Origin of the sequence: Maribacter halichondriae (assembly GCF_027474825.1) — a bacterium.
Lineage (GTDB): Bacteria > Bacteroidota > Bacteroidia > Flavobacteriales > Flavobacteriaceae > Meishania > Meishania halichondriae.
This window is the reverse complement of record NZ_CP107030.1, coordinates 294157-319568: the sequence shown is the minus strand read 5'-3', so window position 1 is coordinate 319568 and position 25412 is coordinate 294157. Positions and strand designations below refer to the sequence as shown.

General features: G+C 41.5%; 22 protein-coding genes, 1 tRNA gene and 1 pseudogene. 19 read left to right on the top strand and 5 right to left on the bottom strand.

Features of this window, described 5'->3' with window-relative positions; all coding sequences use genetic code 11:
* Positions 1-162: 162 nt before the first annotated feature.
* The 10 genes and pseudogenes from N8A86_RS01490 to N8A86_RS01445 all read left to right on the top strand — a co-directional run bounded on the left by N8A86_RS01490 (position 163) and on the right by N8A86_RS01445 (position 11778).
* Positions 163-1584 (top strand): thioredoxin domain-containing protein, encoded by a 1422-nt coding sequence (locus N8A86_RS01490; protein WP_273567458.1) that lies wholly within the window; start codon positions 163-165, stop codon positions 1582-1584.
* Positions 1571-2275, top strand: coding sequence for a YyaL domain-containing protein (locus tag N8A86_RS01485; RefSeq protein ID WP_273567457.1), 705 nt, complete (start codon positions 1571-1573; stop codon positions 2273-2275). The genes N8A86_RS01490 and N8A86_RS01485 overlap by 14 nt, the downstream gene beginning before the upstream one ends.
* Before the next feature lie 250 nt (positions 2276-2525).
* Positions 2526-4251 (top strand): annotated as a pseudogene (locus N8A86_RS01480) (GMC family oxidoreductase).
* Between the two features lie 6 nt (positions 4252-4257).
* The gene (locus N8A86_RS01475) at positions 4258-4977 is read left to right on the top strand and encodes a gluconate 2-dehydrogenase subunit 3 family protein (RefSeq protein WP_273567456.1); all 720 of its coding nucleotides are present in this window, start codon (positions 4258-4260) and stop codon (positions 4975-4977) included.
* Positions 4978-5056: 79 nt separating this feature from the next.
* Positions 5057-5884, top strand: coding sequence for a sugar phosphate isomerase/epimerase family protein (locus N8A86_RS01470; RefSeq protein ID WP_273567455.1), 828 nt, complete (start codon positions 5057-5059; stop codon positions 5882-5884).
* Between the two features lie 12 nt (positions 5885-5896).
* Positions 5897-6721 (top strand): sugar phosphate isomerase/epimerase family protein, encoded by an 825-nt coding sequence (locus tag N8A86_RS01465; RefSeq protein ID WP_273567454.1) that lies wholly within the window; start codon positions 5897-5899, stop codon positions 6719-6721.
* Between the two features lie 146 nt (positions 6722-6867).
* Complete coding sequence (locus N8A86_RS01460) at positions 6868-8469, top strand: sulfatase family protein (RefSeq protein WP_273567453.1); 1602 nt, start codon at positions 6868-6870, stop codon at positions 8467-8469.
* A gap of 116 nt (positions 8470-8585) precedes the next feature.
* The gene (locus N8A86_RS01455) at positions 8586-8948 is read left to right on the top strand and encodes a BlaI/MecI/CopY family transcriptional regulator (RefSeq protein ID WP_273567452.1); all 363 of its coding nucleotides are present in this window, start codon (positions 8586-8588) and stop codon (positions 8946-8948) included.
* 3 nt (positions 8949-8951) lie between these two features.
* The gene (locus N8A86_RS01450) at positions 8952-10667 is read left to right on the top strand and encodes an ankyrin repeat domain-containing protein (RefSeq protein WP_273567451.1); all 1716 of its coding nucleotides are present in this window, start codon (positions 8952-8954) and stop codon (positions 10665-10667) included.
* An 88-nt stretch (positions 10668-10755) separates the two neighbouring features.
* A complete protein-coding gene (locus tag N8A86_RS01445) occupies positions 10756-11778 on the top strand; it encodes a hypothetical protein (RefSeq protein WP_273567450.1) in 1023 nt (340 codons plus the stop codon).
* 57 nt (positions 11779-11835) lie between these two features.
* Here the strand turns inward: N8A86_RS01445 and N8A86_RS01440 are convergent, their stop codons facing one another.
* The 4 genes from N8A86_RS01440 to N8A86_RS01425 are packed head-to-tail and all read right to left on the bottom strand — an operon-like array spanning position 11836 to position 16303.
* Entirely contained in the window at positions 11836-13341 is a 1506-nt protein-coding gene (locus N8A86_RS01440; protein WP_273567449.1) for a glycosyltransferase family 39 protein, read from the bottom strand.
* Between the two features lie 24 nt (positions 13342-13365).
* The gene (locus tag N8A86_RS01435) at positions 13366-14085 is read right to left on the bottom strand and encodes a hypothetical protein (protein ID WP_273567448.1); all 720 of its coding nucleotides are present in this window, start codon (positions 14083-14085) and stop codon (positions 13366-13368) included.
* Complete coding sequence (locus tag N8A86_RS01430) at positions 14082-15149, bottom strand: sulfatase-like hydrolase/transferase (protein ID WP_273567447.1); 1068 nt, start codon at positions 15147-15149, stop codon at positions 14082-14084. Before N8A86_RS01430 ends, N8A86_RS01435 begins: the two co-directional genes overlap by 4 nt.
* A 29-nt stretch (positions 15150-15178) precedes the next feature.
* Positions 15179-16303, bottom strand: a complete 1125-nt coding sequence (locus N8A86_RS01425; RefSeq protein WP_273567446.1) for a glycoside hydrolase family 130 protein — start codon at positions 16301-16303, stop codon at positions 15179-15181.
* 138 nt (positions 16304-16441) lie between these two features.
* Between N8A86_RS01425 and N8A86_RS01420 the strand changes: the two genes are divergently transcribed.
* The 9 genes from N8A86_RS01420 to N8A86_RS01380 all read left to right on the top strand — a co-directional run bounded on the left by N8A86_RS01420 (position 16442) and on the right by N8A86_RS01380 (position 24562).
* Complete coding sequence (locus N8A86_RS01420) at positions 16442-16819, top strand: DUF5060 domain-containing protein (RefSeq protein ID WP_273567445.1); 378 nt, start codon at positions 16442-16444, stop codon at positions 16817-16819.
* The gene (locus N8A86_RS01415; RefSeq protein WP_273567444.1) at positions 16744-18300 is read left to right on the top strand and encodes a glycoside hydrolase family protein; all 1557 of its coding nucleotides are present in this window, start codon (positions 16744-16746) and stop codon (positions 18298-18300) included. Before N8A86_RS01420 ends, N8A86_RS01415 begins: the two co-directional genes overlap by 76 nt.
* 11 nt (positions 18301-18311) lie before the next feature.
* Positions 18312-19031 (top strand): M15 family metallopeptidase, encoded by a 720-nt coding sequence (locus N8A86_RS01410; protein ID WP_273567443.1) that lies wholly within the window; start codon positions 18312-18314, stop codon positions 19029-19031.
* Positions 19028-19543, top strand: a complete 516-nt coding sequence (locus N8A86_RS01405) for a sulfatase-like hydrolase/transferase (protein ID WP_273567442.1) — start codon at positions 19028-19030, stop codon at positions 19541-19543. The genes N8A86_RS01410 and N8A86_RS01405 overlap by 4 nt, the downstream gene beginning before the upstream one ends.
* Positions 19452-20477 carry a sulfatase-like hydrolase/transferase gene (locus N8A86_RS01400; RefSeq protein ID WP_273567441.1) on the top strand — a complete coding sequence of 342 codons (1026 nt, stop codon included), beginning with the start codon at positions 19452-19454 and terminating at the stop codon, positions 20475-20477. The genes N8A86_RS01405 and N8A86_RS01400 overlap by 92 nt, the downstream gene beginning before the upstream one ends.
* A 15-nt stretch (positions 20478-20492) precedes the next feature.
* Positions 20493-21416, top strand: coding sequence for an alpha/beta hydrolase (locus tag N8A86_RS01395; RefSeq protein WP_273567440.1), 924 nt, complete (start codon positions 20493-20495; stop codon positions 21414-21416).
* 132 nt (positions 21417-21548) lie between these two features.
* Positions 21549-21622, top strand: a tRNA-Pro gene (locus N8A86_RS01390).
* A gap of 127 nt (positions 21623-21749) precedes the next feature.
* A complete protein-coding gene (locus N8A86_RS01385; protein WP_273567439.1) occupies positions 21750-23297 on the top strand; it encodes a TonB-dependent receptor in 1548 nt (515 codons plus the stop codon).
* Positions 23294-24562 (top strand): TonB-dependent receptor domain-containing protein, encoded by a 1269-nt coding sequence (locus N8A86_RS01380; RefSeq protein WP_273567438.1) that lies wholly within the window; start codon positions 23294-23296, stop codon positions 24560-24562. The genes N8A86_RS01385 and N8A86_RS01380 overlap by 4 nt, the downstream gene beginning before the upstream one ends.
* On the opposite strand, the gene N8A86_RS01375 is transcribed toward N8A86_RS01380, so the two are convergent.
* Positions 24559-25380 carry a PIG-L deacetylase family protein gene (locus N8A86_RS01375; protein WP_273567437.1) on the bottom strand — a complete coding sequence of 274 codons (822 nt, stop codon included), beginning with the start codon at positions 25378-25380 and terminating at the stop codon, positions 24559-24561. The two genes, N8A86_RS01380 and N8A86_RS01375, sit on opposite strands and share 4 nt — an antisense overlap.
* Between the last annotated feature and the right edge of the window lie 32 nt (positions 25381-25412).

The window sequence follows — 25412 nt, the reverse complement described above, 5'->3', positions numbered from 1 at the left end:
GAGTCCCAAACGCGTACGTTATGCATGGGGCAATACCGCCCTGCCCGATTTGTTCAATTCTTCGGGACTTCCCACTTCAAGTTTCGTTACTGATTAAATTTTCGTAATTGTTCCACTACTTTTTCTCAAAATGGTAATTTTACCGAACTACGAATTATAGCTATGAAAAATCAATGTAACAAAGTCGGCAGTATTTTGCTAACGGTCTTCGCAGTTGTATTCCTATTCTTAGGATGCAAACAACAAGAGAAAAACAATACAACCGTACATAAGTATACCAATGCATTGATCGATGAGACGAGTCCGTACTTATTGCAACATGCCCATAACCCCGTAGATTGGCGTGCATGGAGTCTGCAAGCTTTGGAAGATGCCAAAAAGGAAAATAAATTGGTCTTGATCAGTATCGGTTACTCCTCGTGCCACTGGTGCCATGTTATGGAAGAAGAGACCTTTGAAGATGAGGAGGTTGCCAAACTCATGAACGAGAATTTCATCAATATAAAAGTAGATCGTGAAGAACGACCCGACGTCGATCAAATCTATCAAACGTTCGTGCAACTTATCGACAGCAATTCTGGATGGCCTCTAAACGTAATTGTCTTACCCAATGGAAAGCCCCTATATGGCGGCACCTATCATACGAAAGAACAATGGGCCGAGGTATTGTCGAAAATCGGGGATATGTACAAGAACGACCCTAAAAAGGCCAATGAATATGCAGATATGGTCGCGGCTGGTATTCAACAAACGAACATAATCGCTCCTGCCGAAGATTCTACGGTTCCCTTGGATAAGATTTTAATGGAAGGTATCGAAACCTGGAAACTCAATTGGGATTTGCAATGGGGAGGCGATAAGGGCGTTGAAAAATTTATGGTTCCGGTGAATCTTGATTTTTTATTGGACTATGCACTGTTGAACCAAGATGAACTTGCGAAAGCACATGTCAAGAATACACTTGACAAGATGATTATGGGAGGGGTTTACGACCATGTTGGGGGTGGATTTTTCAGATATAGTACCGATGAGGAATGGAAAGTGCCCCATTTCGAAAAAATGTTGTACGACAATGCACAATTGATCAGTTTGTTTTCCAAAGCATATCAAGTGTTCAAAGACCCGAAGTATCATAAAGTCGTATTGGAGACCGTCGCATTTTTAGATCGCGATATGAAAAATGACAGGGGTGGATATTATGCTGCCTTGGATGCCGATTCCGAAGGAGGGGAAGGTAAATTCTACATCTGGGAAGAAGAAGAATTAAAAAACATTTTGGGAAGCGATTTCGAACGCTTTTCGAAATATTACAATATCGCTCCGGAGCACCACTGGGAAGAAAGCTATGTGCTTTTTAAGCGAGAAGAAGATCAAGAATTCGCAAATAAAAATGGTATATCAATCACGGATTTGGTAACGGCAAAGAATAAATGGAAAGACCAACTTCTCGAAGCTAGGATAAAGCGGCCTAGGCCCAATGTCGACGATAAAGATCATCACATCATGGAACGCCCTGCTGATCAATGGATACGTCGACGCTTACCAAGCCTTTGGCGATGTGGATTTTTTAATGAAAGCAATTGAAACCTTCAGCTTCTTAAAGGAAAACAGTTATGAAAATAATGTACTGGTGCACACCTATAAAGAAGGCAGCAGAAAAGGAAGTAGTTTTATCGAAGACTATGCGTTTCTGATGAATGCCTCCTTAAACTTGTATACCGCAACTTTTGATGCTAGCTATTACGATTTTGCGCAGGAACTGAATATGACGGCGAGTAAGTATTATCTGGATGGCGACTCGTCTATGTTCCGCTATAACAAAGATCAAGAACTCATTTCAAAAATTATTAAAACCGATGATGGGGTCTTACCTTCGCCGAATGCCATGATGGCCCATAATTTGTTTCAAATAGGTCATATCGAATATAATCCTGAATTTCTTGAGAGATCGAAAAAAATGTTGTCCGCGATGTCTTCGATGATACGGACAAATGCTTCCAGCTATGGTAAATGGAATTCTTTAATGTTGAATCATGCCTATCCATATTTCGAAATCGCCGTGGTAGGAAAACAGGCGAAGTCGATGGTGGCTTCCCTTCATGAAGATTACATTCCGAATGCATTGATAGTAGGTAGCGACGACGAAAGTGAGATGCCCTTGTTCAAAGATCGGTATGAGCCTGATGATACTTTCATCTATGTTTGCCAGAATACGACTTGCAAACTTCCTGTCAAAACCGTCAAGGAGGCCTTGAAGCAACTCGATTCCTTCTGAATGAAATAGATGTCTATCCAATAGGTTTACAAAGTCAATGCATTGAACCACCAATAATTTTATTGTTCACTATGAATTTCCTTTTGGTCTAATTGGAATCTTGCCTGTCGGCAGACAGGTTCGGTGCTTGGAATTTGGTATTTGAATACCTGATTGGGCTTACCCCGAGGATATTTTGGTTATTCCTGTAAATAATTGCGTTTCCTTTTCCATATTTTTATAAATTGTAGCAAATAACAAAAATTAGAGCATGCAGATAAAAGAATCCTCAGAAGTTTATGATGTAATCATCGTTGGTTCCGGTGCCGGTGGTGGTATGGCCACCAAGCAATTGGCCGATGCCGGTTTCAATGTGGCCGTTGTGGAAGCCGGTCCTTTTTTCGACCCCGCAGATCCTAAAACAATGACCCAATTAAAATGGCCTTATGAATCCCCCAGAAGAGGGGCAGGTACCGATCGCGCTTTTGGCGAATGGGACATGTCTTGGGGTGATTGGGAGGTAGAAGGCGAGCCTTATACCCAAGCTGAAGGGTCCGATTTTCGCTGGTGGCGCGCTAGAATGTTGGGCGGTAGAACCAATCACTGGGGCCGTATTTCCCTTCGTTTTGGCCCAAAGGATTTTAAACATAAAGATGTAGATGGTCTAGGTGAGAACTGGCCCATTAGCTATGATGACGTAAAGCCGTATTATGACAAGGTCGATAAACTCATAGGTGTTTTCGGAACGAACGAGGGGATGGAGAACGACCCGGATGGTTATTTCCTTCCCCCGCCAAAACCGAGGTTACATGAACTTTTCTACATTCAGGGCGCAAAGAAAACAGGTATTCCGGTAATTCCCAGTAGAATGTCCATGTTGACCAAACGTATCAATAAAGATCGGGGGGTTTGTTTTTATTGTGGACAATGTGGGCGTTCCTGCTCCGTATATGCCGATTTTTCTGCCGGTAGCTGCCTTATTTTCCCAGCACAAAAAAGCGGTGGGAAGGTAAGAATCTATGTCAACTCCATGGTTAGGGAGGTCACGGTTAACGAAGAAGGAAAGGCTACAGGAGTATCCTATATCAATAAGGAGGACAGAAAAGAATATAAACTAAAGGCCAAAATTGTAGTATTGGCTGCGTCTGCCTGTAGTTCGGCGCGTATCCTTTTGAACTCTAAAGGTAAACAACATCCGAACGGACTGGGAAACAGTAGTGATGTCGTTGGTAAGTATCTGCACGATTCCACTGGGGCCAGTGCCGCGGGGTTCATTCCAGGTTTGATGAACCGCGATGTAAGTTACAATGAAGATGGTGTTGGGGGTATGCACGTATATTCTCCTTGGTGGGGCGATAACAAAAATTTGGACTTCCCGAGAGGTTATCATATCGAAGTTTGGGGCGGTATGGGGCAACCCAATTACGGTTTTGGATTTAATGCGAACGCGTTCAACGAGTTCTTTAATCTGCCGGTTGGTGGTTATGGGGATTCATTGCGTGACGATGTCAAAAAATATTATGGCTCCGTAATCGGTTTTGGCGGAAGGGGCGAAAGTATCGCGAGAAAAAGATAATTACTGCGAAATAGACCCTACAACAGTTGATAAATATGGTATTCCCGTGCTAAAGTTCAATTACAATCATTCCGATTACGAGATCAAGCAGGCCAAGCACATGCAGGATACGTTTGAAGAACTGATCCATAATATGGGTGGTGAACAGATATGGGGCGGCAAACCGGGCAAAGAACAAGATTACGGACTTCTTGCACCAGGACAGATTATTCATGAGGTAGGTACAACACGCATGGGCGATGATCCCAAGACCTCGGTGACCAATAAGTTCAACCAATTACATGATGTCGATAACGTATTCATTGTGGATGCAGGACCCTTTACCTCGCAAGCGGATAAAAATTGCACATGGACGATTTTAGCCCTGTCATGGAGAGCAAGTGATTACATCATCGAACAATTGAAACAGCAAAATATTTAGATCGTAATGGACAGAAGAAAAAGTATACAGACAATCATACTTGGTGCAGGTGCATCAGCCCTGGCCTTTCATGGTTGTAAGACCGAAGGGGATAATAAAGCAAACGGAGAAATTCCGGCCACTGGGGATACCAAATATTTTGGCCGAACTCCCGAGGAATTGGAGCGTATCGAAAAATTGAACGCTGAACAATTGTTCAATGAACACGAGTTGGAGACAATTGCAGTTTTGAGTACGGTAATACTTCCTCCAAAAGAACCGAATGGAGGGCCCATTGAAGCCGAAGTTCCAGAATTTATAGAGTTTGTCGGAAAAGATATGCCCGAAATGCAACCCACTTTGCTGGGCGGGTTGATGTGGTTGGACCATAAAAGCAATACCGAATTTGGCACTGAGTTCAAATCGGCCACTTTGGAACAGCAGAAACAAATTTGTGACGAAATCTGTTGGCACGATCCTGAAACACCCTTAGAAGAGCAACCTCTTGAAATACAATTTTTTGCGTCGATGCGTAATTTGGTGGTAACCGGATACTACACTTCAAAAGTTGGCATAGCCGATTTGGGTTATAAAGGTAATCAGCCCAATGTTTGGGATGGTGTGCCCCAAGAAGTACTTGATAAACATGGCATGGCCTACGATCCCGATTGGATAGCTAAATGTGTGGACCAAAGTAAAAGGAACGAAATTGCCGAATGGGACGAGAAAGGGAATCTTATTACATAATTTCAAAGGTTCCATTTCTCAAAAAGTAATTTAGCGAAACCATTATGTATTTAACTATTTTCTTGAACATAGTTTGATTATGAGAAATGTCATGGTCTTATCAGTCCTTCTGATGATAGGTACAAGTTGCTTTGCCCAAGAAATCGGTCTGCAATTGTATAGCCTCCGCAACGAGTTCAAAAAAGATGTGCCCGGTACGTTTGCCAAAATAAAGGAATGGGGCATTACGAAGGTAGAAGATGGCAATGATGGTACCCAAGGCTATTCGTTGGAAGAATACAAAGCTCTTTTGGTCGAGAACAATTTGGAAATTGTAAGTGCCAGTGCTCCTTTCGAAGAATTGAGGGGTAGCCCCGAAACGGTTATCCAAAGAACAAAGGATTACGGAGCAAAATATGTAGTATGTTTTTGGATTCCGCATAAGGATACCATTTTCACGATCGATGAGACCAAAATGGCCTTGGATGTTTTCAATTCGGCTGGCAAAAAGTTGAAAGATGAAGGCATCACCTTGGTCTATCACCCTCATGGCTATGAATTTCGACCCTATGAAGATGCAACGCTTATGGATCATATGATACAGAATTCAGAGTATTTTGATTTTGAGATGGATGTCTATTGGTTTGCGCATCCTGGAGAAGACCCCGTGGCGTGGCTGCGGAAATATCCGAATGAATTCAAATTGATGCATCTGAAAGATTGTAAAAAAGGTACCGAAGGAAATCAAAATGGTCAATCCGATGTTGAGACAAACGTGGTTTTGGGAACAGGTCAGATTGATATCGCGGCCGTCGTCGCCGAAGCGAAAAAAATGGGACTGGAGTATCTATTTATTGAGGATGAGTCTTCAAAGTCAGTTGAACAAATACCTCAAAGTTTAGAATACTTAAAAAGTTTAGAAGAATAAAATATATATAACATGAAAAAACTAACAACACTCATATTAATAGCAGCTTTTGGGACATCAATGTATGCTCAAGAAGTCGGTTTGCAATTGTATAGTCTCCGCAACCAATTCAAGACCGATGTACCTGGCACTTTGAAATTAATCAATGATTGGGGTATTACGAATCTTGAAGGCGGCGGCACATACGGACTTGAGATGGAAGAGTTTCAAGGATTATTGAAGAAAAACAATCTAGATGTTGTCAGTGTCGGTGCCGGTTATGACGATTTAAAGGCGGGAAACCTGGATAAGATTATCGAAAATGCAAAAACCTTCGGGGCCAAATACGTCATGTGCGCTTGGATTTCCCACGAGGGAAATAGTTTCGATATTGAAAAAACCAAAGAGGCCACGGAAGTATTTAATACCGCTGGAAAACGGTTGAAAGAAGAAGGTCTTACCTTGGCCTATCACGCCCATGGCTACGAATTTCGACCCTATGAAGAGGGCACACTATTCGATTACATGGCAAAAAACGCAAAGGACTTTGCTTTTGAAATGGACGTATATTGGGTACAACATGGTGGAGAGGATCCATTGGCCTTGTTGAACCGTTATCCCGATAAGTTTGTGCTATTGCACTTAAAAGATATGGAAAAAGGTACACCAAAAGACGATACCGGGCATGCCGATGTAGAGACGAATGTGGTCTTGGGAACAGGTGAAGTGGATATAGCAGGTGTTGTGAAACGAGCCAAAGAATTAGGCGTTGTAGAATATATGTTTATTGAAGATGAATGTTCCCGTGTTGTGGAACAGGTGCCACAAAGCCTTGAATTTTTGGAAGGATTGGAATAATTTTTATCAATTTAATTTTCAAGACTCCTTTCTTTGCCCTAAAGAAAGGAGTTTTTGTTTTATATGTAATCCACTATCTTTAAATGGTCGTGAAATTCAAAATAAAAATGATGCACAAATTTTCATCCGCTCGCCTAATTTTTTTGTTGCTTTTTGTATTTCATTCGTGTGGAGATAAAAAAGAAAACGTATTCAAAGAAATTGAACAATTACCTCCAAATATCATCTGGTTGGTCGCCGAAGACCAATCTCCCGATTTTTTTCCGATGTATGGAGACAGTACGATATCGCTTCCGAATCTAGAATCTTTAGCGGCTGATGGAGTAACTTTCACAAATGCCGTTTCCCCGGTGCCCGTATGTGCCCCGGCGCGTAGTGCCTTGATTACAGGTATGTATCCGACCACTTTAGGAACGCATAATATGCGTACCCATACCCCGTGGCGTGAAGTTAACGAACCTTTGCTCGATAGTTTGCCAAGCTATTCGCCAATTGTCCCCGATGGGGTCAAAATGTTTACGGAATACCTTCGGAAGAAAGGATACTATACCGCCAATGGCCCAAAAGAAGACTATAATTTTGAAAAGACCGATGGCGCATGGGATGAAAGTAGCAAAGAAAGACATTGGAGAAAAAGACAAGATAGACAGCCCTTTTTTACGGTCTTTAATTTCGGCGTCAGTCATGAATCGCAAATATGGAGTAGGGGGAAGGACTCTCTTTTTGTGGACCCCAAAAATGTTCCAGTACCTCCATATTTCCCTGATAATGAAATTATCCGACATGATTTGGCGGTCAACTATAGCAACCTCAAACGTTTGGACGACCAAATTGGTGAGATTATCGCGGACCTCAAAGAAGATAGTCTCTATGAGAACAGTATCATTTTCTTTTATGGCGATCATGGCGGGCCCTTTCCCAGACATAAACGTGCGCTTTATGATAGTGGGGTGAAAGTACCATTGGTTGTTAAGTTTCCGGAACATAAAAATGCGGGTGGCACTGATGACCGTCTGATCAGTTTTATCGATTACGCCCCGACGGTCCTTTCCCTGGCCGGAATCGAGCCGCCAAAAGTGATGCAAGGTGTTGCACAATTTGGTCAATTTGAAGTCGAAAAGAAACCGAAATACACCTTTCATTCCTCGGATCGTTTTGACGAATTCTATGACCGCTTACGGGCCGTGCGGTCGAAACGGTACAAGTATATCAAGAGTTTCAATACCGAACTGCCACATGCCATTCCCGTTTCGTATCGTGAACAGATGCCCATGATGCCGGAACTACGACGGTTATATGCAGCCGGAAAATTGAATGAGAAGCAATCAGTTTGGTTGAAGGCCCTTAAACCAGAAGAGGAATTGTACGACCTGGACAAAGATCCCTATGAACTGAATAATTTGGCCAACCATCCCGAGGCAAAGGACACCTTGATCTATTATCGGGAACTGCTAAAGGAATGGATTAAGAATACCAACGACTTAGGGGAATATCCTGAAAGGGAATTGATTGCCAACTGGCTTCCCGATGGCCGACAGCCCCAATTATCTCCCATGGAAATGGAAGAAAAAGAGGATGGCATCCATCTATTCAATAAGCGGCCCGACGCGTCGATGGTGTGGAAACGACCCCAAGATTCCATTTGGCATGTCTACAACGAACCATTGCCCGTCGATATACCTTTTGAGGCCAAAGCCGAACGAATTGGATATGCCGATAGTGAGGTTTTGATTTATTCCAACGATTAAGACTTACCATTAATCATTCTTCAGAATGACCTTAAAAAGATATAAAACAGTTTTCTACTAAATAATTAGTATATCTACTAATTATTTAGTAGTATTGTTTCGTAAAATTAATACTAGTGAAGAAACTTACCGAGAAAGAGGACCAAATCATGCAGGTCATTTGGAAATTGGAACAGGCGTTCATTCGTGATATCGTGGCGGAACTCCCAAATCCGAAACCGCACTACAATACTGTTGCTACGTTGGTGAAAATACTGGTTAAGAAGGGTTTTTTAAAATCGGAAAAATTAGGGAATACGGATCAGTACAGTCCTAAAATATCCATGAAAACCTATCGTAGTGAAGATATTAAAGAGATCAAGAAAAAATACTTTGGCAATTCGATGCCTAAAATGATGGCACATTTTGCCAAGCAAGAAAAACTGTCGGATCGAGAGATTGAAGACTTGATTCGCATCATCAAATCAAAAAAAGAATAAACCATGCTAGGGTTTTTAGTAAAGGCTTCGTTAGTTCTTTTTATTCTTTGGGCGTTTTACAAACTGCTTTTAGAACGGGAGAGTTTTTTTGCGGTAAACCGCGTGTACTTGCTGGGGAGTTTGTTTTTGGCATTTTCACTTCCGTTTGTTGCGCTTCCTGAGTTGGTCAATAATCAAGGTGTGGTCAGTTCTTTAATTGAAGAAACCAGCACGATTAGCGCATCAACGGAGTATTTTGATAAAATGCCGGACGAGGAAAGTACAACTGTCGCCCGTTCGTCTGGAGCGGAGAAAGAGTTTTCCGTGCAAGCAATACCAATTTCATCTAAGAAGGGCTTGCTATTCTGGATGTCCATGTTTTATGGCTTTGGAGTCCTTGTTTTGACCCTTCACCTCATTTCACAGTTTGTAAACATCCGAAGAAAAATTAATCGGGGGACTCATAAAATCCGTGATGGAAGTACTACTATCATCCATTCAAAAAATGTATCCGAACCTTGTTCTTTTTTCAATTTTATTTTTATAAATCCTGAGAAATATGATTCTGAAACTTACGAGCAAATTTTGGAACACGAAAAGGTGCATGTCAAATGTTTGCATTCCGTGGACTTGTTGTTGGCCGAAATCGCCATTGTCGTTTTATGGTTCAATCCGTTTGTTTGGCTTTTTCGGAAGGAAATCGAAAAAAACATCGAATATCAAACGGACAATCTATTGCTGAATTCAACTTTGGTACAGCCAGAAGACTATCAGATGAACCTGTTGACGATAGCCACATCCCACAAACCGCTTTCAATTACATCGAATTATAATCAATCATTAATCAAAAAACGAATCATCATGATGAACAAGAAGAAATCTAACGGACACAGCTATTGGAAGTATGCATTTATCGCGCCTACTTTATTGGTCACACTTTTATTTTTAAATCAACCATTTGCACTGCAATCGCAAGAGCCAACGGAAACTGCCTTTGTCGATGGGGATGAAGAAAATAACTATGAAAATGAATTTGATGATGACTTAGTACCTTTTTTACGAGCCGTGCGTTCTGGGGATTATTCGGCGGTTCAGCGAATGATAGAAAAAGGCAGTGACGTAAACCTGACACAAAGGGGAGAAGGCACTTCCTTAACCATGGCGATTAGGCACGAGGAACATCGGATTGCCAAACTGTTATTGGAAAAAGGTGCCGACCCTAACTTAGGAACAGAAAGTGACGGTTATCCCTTATGGATGGCGGCAAGAAAAGGAGATATAGAATTGGTCAAGATGCTTTTAGAAGCAGGTGCAGAAGTGAATACAAAGTTTCCTGGAGATGGTAGTGCCTTGATTCAAGCATGTAAACAAGGTCATCTGAAAATGGTACAATTTCTTGTCGAAAACAAGGCCGATGTCAATATGGCCGTAAGAGGTGATGGAAACCCCTTGATAATGGCATCAAGAGGAGGCTATTTACCAATTGTAGCGTATTTAGTGTCCAAAGGGGCCGAAGTGAACGAGGAAGTAAAAGGAGATGAAACTCCGTTAATCAGTGCGAGTGAACAAGGACATTTAAAGACCGTTGAATTTTTGGTAGAGAATGGGGCGGATGTCAATAAAGAGTGTAAAGAAATGGTAGATGGTAAGATGAGAATATGTACTGCTTTAAAGATGGCGAAGGAGAAAGAGCACGATGAGGTTGTAAAATATCTTTTACAAAAAGGTGCTATCAAATAAGATTCAAAAGGAATGCAGAAAGAGGGCAGACTTGCCCTCTTTCTTTTTTCAGTTATTCACTTCTTTTTAATTTCAAAGCGTAGCCGCGATGAAAATATACTTCATTGTATTTCTGTTTATACTCACTTGCTGTAAAGAACAAAAGCAAGTATATGTTTGCACTCCTTGTGATCTCGCCTGTGATGAACTTGCCTTTTCTCAAGCAGGAAATTGTCCTAATTGCAATATGGAGCTTATCCCGAAGAGCGAATTGGTTCCTGAAAAAGAACTAGTGTTAAACCAGGTCAATATTGAAGATGGTTCTGGAAGGTTTTTAATTGAAGGAGGGTTCAAAAAGAATAACACCATCGTCGTTCATTATTACAAACCCAACAATTTTTCCTCCAAATCTTCAATTATTTTTGTGCTACCCGGAGCGGGAAGAAATGGAGATGATTATCGAAACGCTTGGGTCGAGCAATCTGAAAAATATAACGTTCTGATACTATCCCTAGAATACTCGGAAACGTACTATCCCGGATTATGGAGTTATAATCTAGCAGGAATGATATATGATGTAAATATCCAAGATGGGACCTTTAAGATCAATCAAAATCAGAACGAATGGATTTTCGATGATTTTGACCGGATTTTCAATGAAGTCAAGAACAATCTGAACCTTGAAAAAGAATTTTATGATATGTTCGGCCATTCCGCAGGTGGACAACTATTGCACCGACTTGCCATCTTCCATCCAAAAAATAAGGCCGATAGAATCTTGGCCTCAAATTCTGGATGGTATACATTACCGACCGATGACGAAATATTTCCATATGGTCTTGGTGATATCAACCCGGAAGAAGAGGTAGACTTCAGCTCCAATCTAACCTTATTTCTAGGAGAGGATGATAATGCCAATGAAACTAGAGGAGATATAAGACATTCGCCCGAAGCGGATAAACAAGGACTTCATCGACTTGCACGCGGAAAATATTTCTATGAGCTTTCAAAAGAAACAGCTTTGAAACGGGGCGCTGAATTTAATTGGGAACTGAAAATCATTTCCGGCATCGGACATGATTACAGGGGAATGAGCAAAGCAGCTGCAGAATATTTATATGGTGGAAAGTAATCTCTAAGATAAATAGCGCTTTAATTCAGAACATTTGGTCTGCTGCCAAATTTTCAATTACGTTTTTCCAAAAGCGTTAAAACTCGATTTAGGGCGTGAACATAAATAAACAGTAGTGCCAAACTCCCTTGCATGTTCGTTCGAGATTGAACCTACAACTTTCACATCTTGAAAAAGTTCATTAACATCTTCCCCCAATTCATCATTGATATAAATGAAGTATTCAATATCAGGATTAAATTTTTCAGGTACCCAATACACGAAACTTTCATGAAAACATAAGGGTTCTGGTAAACCATGCTTTTTTCCGATAACTGATATGGCTCCTGCCTGTCCATAATTTTCGCAATAGATGGCCGCTTTTTCCTTATCGGGAATTTGCTCGTACGCTTTCGCGGTAATTTGGGCAAGTTCTTCCCATCCCAATTGATCCGCATAGTCTTGGGGTAGTGAATGAACAGAGCCATCTTCAAATGTCCTTCCTAATAGAAGTCCGAAGTCCTTTTCAAGGTCTGCGTAATAGTCAATAAGGCCCTGTTGACCATAAATGGGCATTCCGAAAGGCAAAATTGGGAGGGTCAAGAGTACCATGATGGCAGGTATAATAATTCTTGGTACCAGATGTTTCACATATTTTTCTACAATCAAAGTTCCTGCAGCCACTATAAGAGGAAACAAACCAATGGTGTAATAGCTTTTCCCGCGCAAGAGCAGTAGTATGGCTATGACCAAAAGTGCGGTAATACCCAAAACCCGATATTTATTCGATCGGATTAGAAAGACAAAACCTAAAACGAATAAGAATGCCGAGGCCAAAGGCATGAATAGCTGGTCAGTCAGAAAAGATAATCGGTCGACATTTGCCAATTGATTTTCTTTTAAGGCGTTCATGTGACCGATGACCGGAAACTCCTTGAAGATTTGCCAAAGTATATTGGGTAGAAAAATTAAAATACCGATTAAGATGCCTATATAAAAAGCCCTTTTGGTAAATACTTTTCTTCGTTCAGAAAAAAGTAACGCTATCAGAAAACTACCTATTAAAAGAGCAACTAGATATTTATTGAGCATGGCTATGCCTGATAAGGCGCCAATGATTACTAAGTATTTGTCTTTTCCTAAATTCAGATAGCGAACAATATAGAATAGAATCAGTGTCCAAAAAAACATATCCAAAGGAACCGGTTGAAAAAGGTGGAAGGCTCTTAAAGAAATAGGCATTACAATAATTGCAACTGCGGTTAAAATTTGGGCATAGCTTTTACCACCCAATTCTTTTGCCAAGGAAGATGATAATAGCACCATGACGCCGCTAAGTATGGCAGGAAATAGTTTAACAGCGAATAAAGAGTATCCAAAAATGTTCTGCATCAGCGTAGCAATCCAACCAATCAACGGAGGAACGGTCATATATCCGAAATCTGGATGTCGGCCCAATGCAAAGTAGAGGAGTTCATCTCTATGAAATTCCAGATTATTGTATATTAATAAATGGATCAGCACGTTGATAACTGCAAAAAGCAGAACAACTAGATTAACTTTATTCCCAAACCATTTTTTCATAGGGAAAATTACAATAGACGTCTTTTATTTTACCCTTCTAAACATCAGAAGGCGCACATCAATTCCACCATTGCCATCCATATGTGGAATTTGAAGGGTTAAAAGCCCTCTCCCTTTTTGAAGTTTTATGTTTTCCATAACTTTGGGTTTAAAATCTTTGACATAAGATTCCATTCGCGGGTCACGATCGTTCTTCATGCCTGTTAGGGGAGGGTCATGTGTTTCGGTGATTCGAGTGACCAATTTACTATTTCCATGAGACAACTGAATACCCACCCCGGTATTTTCGGGTTTCATTGTGTAGTAGAGTTCTACTTCGAACTCACCATCGGCCAATACCTCTACATCCCAAGTAATGGAATCCTTTATACTCTTCCAATTCGTAAAAAAAGTGTTGTTCGGATAGCGATTGCTTCGTTCGATATTCCCATGGGGCATACCGTCACGCGCCGGAATTTGGGTATATTCATAATCGGGATGCCCCAAGGTAAAAGGTTGAGGAGTTTTAGGAATTTCAGGCAATTCGGCCGTCCATTTTTCTTTTTGCTTTTTAAGTGAATCGGTAATTTGTGGGTATTGATTTGAAACATCTGTGGTTTGCCCATGATCATTTTCCATATCGAACAATCGATTTTCATCATCCAATCGATATTTTTGGGAGCGTAGGCTTGTTTTTCCGTTCCAATGGTTGTAAACCAACCTATCGTTCCAATCGACTTTTTCATCGGTCAGTAAGGGAGTCAAATCTTTTCCATCAAGTTCTTTTTGGCCGGTATAAGTAAGGTTCGCCAGTTTGACAAGGGTTGGCAGAATATCAACAGCACTTGCGATGTTCTGTATTTTTTTCCAGCTTTTAATGCGTTTTTCCACTGTATGAAAAATGGAGTGCGTACGCCACCCTCATTGGTGGAACCTTTTTTGCCTTTCATGCCACCGTTCCAACGCCATCCGTTCGGGCCATTATCTGAAAGGTAGATGACGATGGTATTTTCTTCGAGATCTAGTTCTTTTAGAGAATGGGTCAAACGCCCAACATTGTAATCAATATTTTCCACCATGGCCAAGGCCGCTTTTGTAAAATTCAAATCTTCGGTTTCCGTCCCGTGATACAGACTATCGAGTTCTTTGTCCTTAAAACGGTTCCAGAACTCATCGGGCACCTGCATGGGACTATGTGGTGTATTGTAGGGTAGATAGAGAAAGAAAGGTTGCTCCTTATTTTTTTCGATAAAATTGATTCCGTGGTCGGTGAGGTCGTCCACCAAAAATCCTTTGCCTTTTACAATTTCACCATTATGTTCCAACATGGGGCTGAAATAGTTTCCCCAGTGACCTGAAGCAAATCCATAATAGTCATCGAATCCCCTAGAATTAGGGTGGTAGGGAGGTTGCATCCCGCTATGCCATTTGCCATAGGCGGCGGTTCGGTATCCCGCTTTTTTGAATATCTGGGCTAGGGTGGTTTCTCCTAGATTGAAACGTTCTCCGCCTTCCGAAGTAGAATAGACCCCTATTTTCGCTGCGGAACGGCCCGTTAAAAGTTCGGCCCGAGTAGGGGAGCAGACAGGTTGGACATAAAAATTTTCGAAAGAGACACCGTTTTTTGCCAAGGCATCTATATTTGGTGTGCTGAGGTTGGTGTTTCCGCTGATACTGAGGTCACCCCATCCCTGGTCATCTGCCATAATCAATACGATGTTGGGTCTTTTGATTTCAGATTTGGTGTTTTTTACTGCCTTTTCTTCGTTGCAGGATAACAAGAGCAGTATCCCAATCAGGAGTAGAAAAATATTTCTATTTCTTTTCATTCTATAAACCATAAACCATAAACCATAAATCACTCCTTCACTGCCAGACCGACCATTGAATCGGCCGTACCGTAATAAAGGAACCATTTATCTTTAAAATAGACCAATCCTTCGATGAAAGTCGTTCCTGCCTTATATTGACCACTGACCTCATGCGGTAGGCTTGGACAAATAAAAGGAGTCTCAAGTCTTTCAAGAAATTTTTGAGGTTCGTTTTTGTCAAAGAGTACTTGCCCACCGCAATACGTGCCTTCAGGGTATTTGGTGGTGGCCCCTTCGCCGCTTAGATTTTTGCCGTTGTACAGAAGCAGAATTCCATTTTCGGTGTACAGGGCAGGAGGCCCTGGTTCCGTTAAATGACTATCGAATTCGTTCAACGTGGGTTTGAAAACGTGCAATAGCTCACTGTTTTCCTCAAGCATCGGCTCCCAATCGATTCCGTTTTCGGATTGGGCGAGGTTCACGAAAAGTTCGCCCCAATACATCTGGTATTTGCCATTTATTTTTTTGGCGATCAACCTTCCGTTGACCAATTCCGTTACTACGGAACCGGATTTACTCCAAATATCCAAAAATTTTCCTTTGTATGCTTCCTCGAAAACAGGCCCTTGTTTTGTCCAATTTCTTAAATTTTTGGAGGTGGCGCTTGAAAGTCGGGCCACATCCTTGTTCCAACTGGTATAGAGCATGATGTAGGTGCCATCGGGAGTTTCGACCACCCTTGGGTCCTCGATTCCTCCTGGCTGGTCCCATTGGGCGAATTCATCATTGTCGGGAAACAAGACCGGTTCCGGATATTTGGTAAAGTTGATTCCATCGATGCTATATGCCAAACCGATTCGGGAAGTTCTTCCCCCTAAAATTGCTTTGGGATTATCCTCTGCCCTAAAAAGCATAAAAACGGTATCGTTTCTAACGATGGCCCCAGGATTAAAAACATCGGCTTTTTGCCATTGCACCGCTGCATTGCTAATGGGGTCAACGAACGTATAGCTCGAATCTGCGGTCATGATAGGGTTGATATCCGTTTTTTCGAAACCGAGCATCCACTTTTCCTGAGAAGTTTCTTCTGGAGTATCGACCTTCTTTTCTTTTTCTTTACAAGAAAAAATTAGAAGTAAAAGAAATGTTAGCACTAAGAGTTTTTTGTACATTATTTTTATTTGTTGTTTATAAAAATAAGTAGAAATCGCATGAAGTCCATTATGAAATAGGATACTTATGTAAAGGTTTTCAAATTTTGTCGAAGTAAAAATATCATTATCTTCCCTAACATAAATCAATGACCAAAAATGCAGTTACCAATCAAGAAAGTAAGATTTCTTTTATGCCTTGTTGTTTTATCATTTACTATCGGGGGATGCAAGACTGAAATCGCAGATCAGAACTATGTGCTTGAAGGCAGTCTAAAAAAATGGCAGCCTGTAACCATTACCTTTGACGGCCCAAAAGTTTCTGAGACCGATAGTATAAATCCGTTTTTGCACTACGGCCTATGGGTAAATTTTAAAAATGGAGAGAATCAGTATAGCGTCCCCGGCTATTTTGCCGCCGATGGTCACACCGCCGATACTGGAGCTGAAAGTGGGAACAAATGGCAGGTGAAATTTTCCCTGATTCAGAAGGAATTTGGCAATTCGAGGCCTATATCGCCGAAGGGACCGATATAGGTATTGCCTTAAACCCGCTCACTGAAAAGAAAAAAGCGATTTGGAAGTCTACGGGAAGTTTTGAAATTGCCCCCGCCGATTCTACCGCCACCGGGTTTTATAAAACCGGAAGATTGAAGTATGTGGGCAAGCATTATTTGGAAGAAGGCGAAACCGGAAAAGCCTTTTTAAAAAACGGTGTCGGCAGTCCGGAAACATTTTTTGCATATCATGAATTTGATGGTACTTTCAAGAAAGAAGGTGCTTATACGCCTACTTTGAATAAAGGATTGCATGAATACCCTTCCCATAAAGACGACTGGAAGGATGGAGACGTTACTTGGGGCGATGGTAAAGGAAAGGCCATTATTGGGGCTTTGAACTATCTCTCGTCAAAGGGTATGAACAGCCTGTACTTTTTGACCATGAACGAACATGGCGACGGTGATAACGTTTGGCCGTGGATAGCTCCCGAAGAACAGACGCGCTACGATGTTAGCAAATTGGCGCAATGGGAAAAAGTTTTCACCCACATGGATAAACTTGGTATGGCGATGAACGTTTTTACCCAGGAAACCGAGAACGATACCATTTTGAACAAAGGGGAACTGGGCCTTGATCGAAAATTATATTACAAAGAACTAGTCGCACGCTTCGGACATCATTTGGGCATAGTCTGGAATTTAGGAGAAGAAACAAATAGAACCTCGGAGCAATTGAAAAGCTACGCCTCCTATATTCGTAGTATCGATTCATATAATCATCCCATCGCAGTTCATAATCATGTACGCGTGACCGGCAAACGTATGGAGGGCCGCCCACTAGACCCCATAAAAGAAACATTTACCCCGTTGCTCGGCTACAAAGATTTTGAAATACCATCATTGCAAATGTTCGATACCACCGAAGTACATGTCGAAGTCAAGAAATGGCTTGATCTATCAAAAAAGAAAAAGAAGCCATGGGTGGTCTATTTGGATGAAATTGGTCACTGGGATATCGGTGTGACCACCGATACTGCGGCAAATAATAATTATGCCGCCGTCATGCGCACCAGCCTTTGGGGAAGTTTGATGGCCGGTTCCGCTGGAAATTCGTGGTATTTTGGCGGTCTCGACGCTCCCAATAATGATATGGCCGCTGAAGATTTCAGGGCACGGGATCAATGGTGGTCGATAAGTACTAATGCAAGGCAATTTTTTGTCGATCATTTGCCCTTTTGGGAGATGAAAAATCATGATGAATTGTTGAACAATAAAAAAGCTTTCTGTTTTGCCAAAAAGGACGAAGTTTATGTGGTTTACCTACCCAAAGGAGAAAATACGGACCTTCAAATCGGTGATGGTGCCTTTACCATTGCCTTTTATGACCCCATGGAAGGAGGGAAATTGTACGACAAACAAAACGAAGGTTGGAAAATTACGAAACCGAATAGCGTAGAACTTTCTGCTTATAACGGACAAAAAGATAAGGACTGGGTCATTGTAATTGCAAGAAAGTAAAACATTTTAGAATGCTAAAAAGAATTCATCACTTTATTTTTCTTGCCCTCTTTCTGATTTCTTGCAAAGAAAGTCGTACTACGGAAAACCAAGTTGAAAACGGTAAGGAAAATAATCAGATGACCGATTCCTTAATGGTCAGCAAAACGGACAAAAAAACGATTCGTACTGTCGAAGGCCTTGCTGACACCACTTTCGTCCGTCTGGCCGATTTCAGTGATGGTTTTGCATACGATTTACGATATGCCACCGAAAACAATTTTCTGAAAGAAAAAGTATATGAATGCGCAGAGTGTTACACCCGTGTAAAAACGGTCAAGGCTTTATTGGCGGCTAATGCCGATTTCAAAAAATCAGGTGTGAAGATAGAATTCTTCGATTGCTACCGGCCGAATTCGGTACAGTATAAAATGTGGGAAATCATGCCGAATCCACAGTATGTGGCCAATCCGAAAAAGGGATCTATTCATAACAAGGGTGGAGCGGTCGATATTACGTTGGTTACCCTGGATGGAGAAGAAATGGACATGGGTACCGATTTCGATTTTTTTGGCAAAAGGGCCTATCACGACAATTTTGATTTACCACAAGAAATTATGGATAACCGAAAACTGTTAAAGGAAACGATGGAAAAACATGGTTTCTGGTCGACGCGTACCGAATGGTGGCATTATAACTTGCAGGGCGCGCATAAAGATAAAGTAGCCAATTTCAAATGGGAATGCGAATGAGGGGTTTGGAGTTTCAAGTTTCAGGTTTCAAAGTTATTTTTCTGGGTATTTCTACCTTATTTTTTTCAATGACCTTTTCCTGTTCTGAAAAACCAAAGGCAGGTGCTGCCATGGCTATCAAACCCAACGTCCTTTTCATTGTGGTCGATGACTTGAACGATTGGGTAGGTTGCCTGAAAGGACATCCACAAGTGAAGACACCCAATATCGACAAGTTGGCGGCAAGGGGTACACTATTTTCGAACGCACACACGCAATCCCCGATATGCAATCCTTCAAGAACAAGTGTATTGACAGGGTATCGCCCATCAACTACCGGTGTTTATGGACTTTCCCCATGGATTAGGGATGTCGAAGAATTAAAGGATATTGTCACATTGCCACAATACTTTTCCAAAAATGGCTATAAGACCTATTCGGGTGAAAAAGCATCCCCCTCAGAAGCTGGCGGGGGAAACTCCGGGCGGAAACAATCCTTGGGTAGATTGGGGAAGCTTCCCGTTAAAAGATAATGAAATACAGGACTATGATGTGGCGACTTGGGCTGTAGATGTTTTAAAGAGCACACCTAAAGCCCCCTACTTTTTGGCGGTCGGATTTTTTCTTCCCCATGTACCCTTATATGCTCCGGAAGCGTCTTTTGATATATATCCCGAAGAGATATTGACAATGCCGCACATGCTTGAGAACGACCGAAAAGATACGCCAAGGTCTTCTTGGTATAACCATTGGGATGTACCCGAACCCCGCTGGAAATGGTTTCAGGAACAAAACCAAGATTCACTATTCGTTCGCTCCTATTTGGCGGCTATCAGCTTTATGGATAGTCAAGTCGGTCGTGTTTTGGATGCATTGGACGAGAATGGAGAGGCGGAGAATACCATTATCGTATTGTGGTCCGATCACGGCTTTCATTTGGGTGAAAAGGAGATATCTGGAAAAAATACGTTGTGGGAAAGGTCGACACGCGTTCCTTTGATTTTTGCTGGAAAGGGAATCGGAAAAGGTAAAAAAGTAAGGGCACCGGTTGAACTTTTGGATATCTATCCAACGTTGAATGCACTCTGTGGACTACCTGAAAAAGTAGATTTACAGGACCATAGTTTGCTTCCGCAACTGAAAAACGAAAAAGCCTACAGACAATGGCCCGCAATAACAACCAATAACTATAATAATCATGCGGTGCGTACAGAAAATTGGCGCTATATTCGATATGGCGATGGGGCCGAAGAGCTATACGATATGAATAACGACCCCAATGAGTGGATGAACCTTATTGGGGATTCAAAGTATGAACACATCTCCGACAGTCTGAAAATATGGCTTCCTAAAAAGAATAAATTACCCTATGTGGGCAATTATCAGCGTATATTAGAATTTAAGGACGGCAAAATCATTTGGCAAGACAAACCTATCTTACCAGGTGATCCGATTCCGGGTTTTTAAAACAGAATTATGAATATGGAAAAAAGATTTTTGATTACAATGGCCTTTGGGCTGATCATGTCGTTAACCTGTGTCTCTCAAGACACCATTATGCCCTTATGGCCGAAAAACAAGATTCCAAACCATGTGCTTTCCGACGAAAAGGAAATTCAAATCACTGAAGGTATACTACGCATCAGCCATGTACAAGAACCGACTATTGAAGTCTACCTTCCTGCCAAATCAAACGCTACCGGACAGGCCATGTTGATTTTTCCAGGAGGGGGTTATGGTATTTTGGCCTATGATTGGGAAGGTACCGATATTGCAAAGTTTCTGAATGGGAAAGGAATAGCGGGCATTGTAGTCAAGTACAGACTACCTTCCGATATTTCTCAAAAGATTAAGTACGATGTGCCCTTGATGGATGCTCAACGGGCACTTCGAATGGTACGAAGTAAGTCTGAAGATTTTCATATCGACAAAAACAAAATCGGGATTATCGGTTTTTCTGCAGGAGGCCATTTGGCGTCCACCTTGGGCACGCATTATGAGGAAAAAGTATATGAACCTATCGATGAAATAGACAAAATAAGCGCAAGACCTGATTTTATGGCTTTAGCCTATCCCGTTATTACTTTTGGAGAGGTCTCAACGCACTCGGGATCTCGGAAAAACTTATTGGGCGAGAATCCCGACTCGAATTTGATTATTCGTTTTTCCAATGAAAAACAGGTAACCGGTGATACCCCAGAAACTTTTTTGGTCCACGCATCGGATGATAAAGGTGTACCTGTTGAAAACAGCATTTTATTTTATCAGGCTTTGAAAGATAAGGGGGTTTCTGCCACCATGCATATCTATCCGAGTGGTGGTCACGGTTTTTCGTTGGCAAGAGACAATACCCATCTTAGAGGTTGGACGGAACGAATGTTCGAATGGATGGAAAGTTTGGATTAGTTTGTTCTTTTTTAAAAAAGATGAAGGGTTATCAATACAACTTTTATATTTTTGCAGTCCGATTTTAAGATCCAAAATTCACCTACTTTAGTTTTGGAATTTGGAATTTTTTCGGCTTAAGTCGAAAATTTTCGGGATGTAGCGCAGCCCGGTAGCGCACACGCCTGGGGGGCGTGGGGTCGCAGGTTCAAATCCTGTCATCCCGACTTATCGAAAAAGTGATCAGTTTTATTTGATCACTTTTTTGTTTAAATATAGTACGGTCATACTGACAAAAGTCATAGGGTCATGCCTTTTTATATCCCTATATTTGTTCTTCCAAATTGACTTAACATGAACAAAAGGGCTCTAATCTTCCTATTTTTTACATTCACTTTTTTTTCATTTGTTTTTTCTCAGGTAACTATCAATGGCGTGGTCAGCGATGAAGAAGGCACACTTTTATCAGGTGCCCATGTAACCTTGCAGCCTACCAAACAATTCGCAGTTACCGATATGCAAGGAACTTTTGAAATACGAGGCGTAAATTCGGGTTTGTACTTATTGACAATTACCTATATCGGTGTTAAGACGTATACCGAAACAATTCAAGTGGACAACACGGACCTTTCACTTACCATAACCTTACAAGACGACCCTCTAAGCCTCCAAAATGTAGTAGTGACCGGTAGTTTTGAACCTCGTTTACAATTAGAGTCTAGTACGGCCGTTACGACTCTTGAATCAAAAAGTATTCAACAAATACTACCTAGGGGTACTGCTGATCTCTTACAGGCCATTCCTGGAACTTTCGTTGACCCATCTGCGGGAGAAGTGTTCACAAGAGTGTATACGCGAGGAGTATCTGCTTCTGCAGAAGATGATATGGGATGGTATTATGTTTCTTTACAGGAAGATGGTCTACCGGTAAGTTTGGTACAGCATTCCTACTACAGCCCAGATATATTCCATAGAGTGGATATTACCACAGATAAAGTGGAAGCCATTCGCGGCGGAAGTGCTGCGATAACCGCCTTGAACGGCCCGGGAGGAATCTATAATTTTATCTCAAGAGGCCCACGTGACGATTTTGGTGGTGAAGTTCAATTGCAAGGAGGCGTACAGGGAGAAGGAAAACCGACCTTAAGAATCGACGGGACTTTCGGCGGTTCTTTGGGAAATAACTGGTTTTACAATTTCGGCGGACACTACCGCAACGACGATGGAGCACGAAATACCGATTTTACGTTTAGCAAAGGTGGACAGTTAAAATTCAATGTTACCAAAGCCTATGGAGGAGGATATCTCAAATTATATGCTAAGATATTGGATGATTTTACAAACCGATATACTGGTGTAGCAGCAACCAACTGGAACGACCCGCAAGCGGCCTTTGGGCAAGATATCAATTCTACCGCGCTTATGATGCCAGCATTTTCGGCAAACGTTCCCGATGGTAGGCGACTGAATGAAAATGCGACCAATAATTTTGACCCTTCGCAGGGGGTGCATGCACAAGATCGTGCTTTTGGATTTGACTTTTTTTATAATTTGGGTAAGGGCTGGTCAATTCACAATAAACGAAAATTTTCTATGAAGGATGCAAATTGGCAGACATCCATCAGTAATGCCTTTGTTTCTTTGAATGACCCACTAGCATATTTTATAAGTGGGGCGCAATTCCCTATTGGCCAAGTTGTTTTTAGTGAAGCAGCCTCTGGAAACGAATTAGCGCGTTTGGATAATAGTGGGATTCTGTCGGGTGACCCTTTTCAATATATAGGTGATGGAATTTTACCCAATGATGCAATATTAGGAACAGCAACCTGGTACAATGATAATGAGACCACTGAAGTTGTGGAATCTTTAGTTTTTCGAAAAAAGCTAAAAATCACGATTTGAATTTTGGTTTGGATGGAGGCTATGCAAGTACTTCATTATTCGTTCAAGGCAGTTTTGGCTATGCAACATACGAACCCAACCCAAGAATGTTACGAGTTACGCTAGAAAATCAAGACCAACCAGTAATTTCACTTTCTGATAATAATGGTGTTAGTAATTATGGGGGATTATTTTTTATAAGTTCCCGAGCCGAAGTAACACAAGGCGCATTTTTTGTCAATGATCGATGGAAGTTACAGGAAAGACTTCATTTAGATGTAGGATTTAGGTATGAGGGCATTGTCCACAAAGGAAGCAAGGATCAAGCTGCTCCTTTTCAACAAGACGGTGGTGTTGATGGCAACCCTTTGACCGACTACGATAACGGTTTATTGTCTCCCAATGGTGGAAGGGATGAATTTGATTTTAACTACAATTATTTAGCCTATTCAGCGGCATTGAATTATAAGCTTACCGATAAAGCAGCTATTTTTGGTCGTTTTTCCTCAGGAAATAAAGCCCCTGAACTCAATTACTACTTCAATAATTTTTCAAATGTTCCCATAAATCAAAAAGGAGAGGTGCAAGAAATAACCCAGGCCGAACTCGGGCTGAAATACAGTAAAAAAGATTTTTCTGCTACAGCCACTGCTTTTTGGAGCCAGTTAAAAAATATAGGCGTGGCCGATTTCGCTTTTGATCCAGAAGGAGGAAGTGTATTTTACACCCCGGTACAGTTCAATGATTCAAGGACCATTGGATTGGAGTGGGAGAGTGCCTATGCTCCAATTGAATCATTGACCTTTAGATTCAATGGTGTTATACAAAATGGTATCGCCACAAAGTGGACGGTCTACAACGCAGCTGGATCGGTAGATACTGCCGATGACACTATTTTGGATTACTCTGACAATACCCTTCCGTTTAATCCGAACATAATGTTCAACCTAGGTGCTGAATATCAAAAAGATAAGCTTAATGGATTCTTGAGATGGCAGTTTATGGGAGAACGCGAAGGCAATGTGGCCAATGCTTTTCAATTGGCACCCTATAGTATTTTCAATTTAGGCCTCGGCTATGATCTTACCCAAAATCTCTCGGCAAATATCTTGGTAACCAATCTATTTAATTCTGAGGGACTTGCGAATTTCTTTGGGGCCAATAGTTTTGGGGCAAGTGCCAATGGGGTGACTTCCGATTTTATCCAGGCCAATCCTGATGCTAGTTTTGTAGTAGTTCCGGTATTGCCTAGAGGTTCTATGATTCGGTTATCGTATCGGTTTTAAGCATCGGAATTACTCAAATACGGAATTCTTTTTTCCTTTGGAGCAACGAACTCTCGTAAGTAAATAGTAGAATTAGATTTTGCACGCGACTCCTCTTTCCATTTAATCATATCAGGGGATACTTGACTTTTGTGGCATTTCAAAGACTCTATGGCCTTTTCGGCATCTGCATCCGAATACGTTATGTGTACATTCAAATAGCTTGGGTCTTGCCCCGCCAATTTCTTTCGTTCCGGTTCTTCAATAAGATTGGAGGGATTGCCCACGTAGTAGAGTTTTTTCGTTTTATCCCAAATTTTACTGGTGAAGACCTGTGTAACTGAGGCTCCGACCAAACGATGGTCCATATGAGTGCTTCCGCCGTCAGGACCCCATGTAATCAGGGCATCGGGCTTCTTTTCGGTAATAATGCCTTCAAGTTCGATTATTAATTGTCTAGCATGCGGTACATGGCCGTCATAGCCTTCCCCCGCACGTAATTGGTCATGATAATCAAGATGTATTAATTCAACCCCCAGTTTTTCGGCGGCGCACTTCATCTCTTCCTTACGTAGGGCCACCAAGCCTTCGCCTGCCTCATGATCCGTAAAATCATTGGTGCCCAAACGACCGTCCGTACAGATAACAAGATATACTTGAGCACCTTCGTCGACATATTTCGATAATATCGGCGCAACGGTCATCTCATCATCAGGATGCGCAAAAACAGCCATCAAAACCTTTCCCTCCAAAGATTCTTGAGAATAGGTCAGTGTTGTGCCTAACAACATGAAAATAGAAAAAGTAAGCAATACGGAATTATAATTTAATTTTTTCATGAGAACCTATGTTTAGAATTTTCTTTTTGCTA